This window comes from Micromonospora sp. LOL_024, assembly GCF_048060415.1.
In the GTDB taxonomy this organism is placed as follows: Bacteria; Actinomycetota; Actinomycetes; order Mycobacteriales; family Micromonosporaceae; genus Micromonospora.
This window is the reverse complement of sequence record NZ_JBHMIS010000131.1, coordinates 1-1,383: the sequence shown is the minus strand read 5'-3', so window position 1 is coordinate 1,383 and position 1,383 is coordinate 1. Positions and strand designations below refer to the sequence as shown.

At 66.7% G+C, this 1,383-nt stretch carries 1 pseudogene; it reads left to right on the top strand.

What is annotated here, in order from left to right:
- Positions 1-274: 274 nt before the first annotated feature.
- Positions 275-1,383 (top strand): annotated as a pseudogene (locus ACFHWY_RS28510) (IS256 family transposase); the annotation flags it as partial.

Below are 1,383 nucleotides of genomic sequence, written 5' to 3'. Positions count from 1 at the left end.
GGGCTTGTAGAGGGATCTGTGTAACGGATTGAGATGGATATCCGTTATGGCCGGTAGGAGCCGGTCGATGCAGATAGGACAAGTTCGATGTCGATGTCGATGATCAACCCGGGGGAACCAGGACCTCCCGGTCGACGATGACGAGTGGCGTGGCATGCGGGAGCAGGTCGCCGCGGACGGGCCGAGGCTGGCTCTGGCCGCGCCGGTACTCGACGAGCAGGCGGCGAAGCAGGCCGCGCGGAAGGCGGTTGCGGACTTGGTCGACGAGGAGGCGATGGACGCGGTATTGGCGCAGATCAAGGGTGACGGGTTGCGGTTGACGGGGCCGGGTGGGTTCCTGTCAGAGCTGGTCAAGGCCGTCCTGGAGCGGGGGTTGCGGGCGGAGTTGACCGAGCATCTGGGCTACCGCTCGCACGAGACGGCGGGTAAGGGTTCGGGGAACTCGCGTAACGGGCACGCGGCCAAGACGGTGCAGACCGAGGTCGGGCCGGTCGAGGTGCGGGTGCCGAGGGACCGGGCGGGCACGTTCACCCCGGTGTTGTTGCCGAAGAACGCCCGCCGCCTCGGTGGACTCTCGGATGTGGTCATCTCCCTGTACGCCGGTGGGATGACGGTGCGGGACATCTCGCATCACCTGCACCGGGTGTACGGCACGCAGGTCGGTCCGGACATCATCTCCACCATCACCGACGAGGTCCTCGACGAGGTGAAGGCGTGGCAGCACCGGCCGTTGGACGAGGTGTACCCGATCGTGTACGTGGACGCCCTGATGGTGAAGGTCCGCGACGGTGGGCAGGTCCGGAACAAGGCCTGCTATCTCGTCGTCGGCGTCGGTGTGGACGGGGTCAAACACGTCCTGGGGATCTGGGTCCAGCAGGCCGAGGGCGCCAAGTTCTGGATGCAGGTCTGCACCGAGCTGCGTAACCGGGGAGTGCGGGATGTGCTCATCGCCTGCTGCGACGGGCTGACCGGCCTACCCGAGGCGATCGAGGCCGTGTGGCCGCACACCACCGTGCAAACCTGCGTCGTCCATTTGATCCGGGCGGCGATGAAGTTCGTGTCCTACAAGGGCCGGCGGGCGATGGTCACCGCGTTGAAGGAGATCTACACCGCCCCGAGCGTGGAGGCCGCCGAGACCGCCATGCTCGGCTTCGCCGACAGCCCGCTCGGGAAGCGCGGTACCCGGCGGCGGTCGCGGTGTGGGAACGCGCCTGGGACCGCTTCACACCGTTCCTGGCCTTCCCGCCCGAGGTGCGCCGGATCATCTACACCACCAACGCGATCGAGTCGTTCAACTACCAGATCCGCAAGGTCATCAAGAGCCGTGGACACTTCCCCACCGACGACGCCGTGGTCAAGCTGATCTGGCTGGCCATCGCCGAC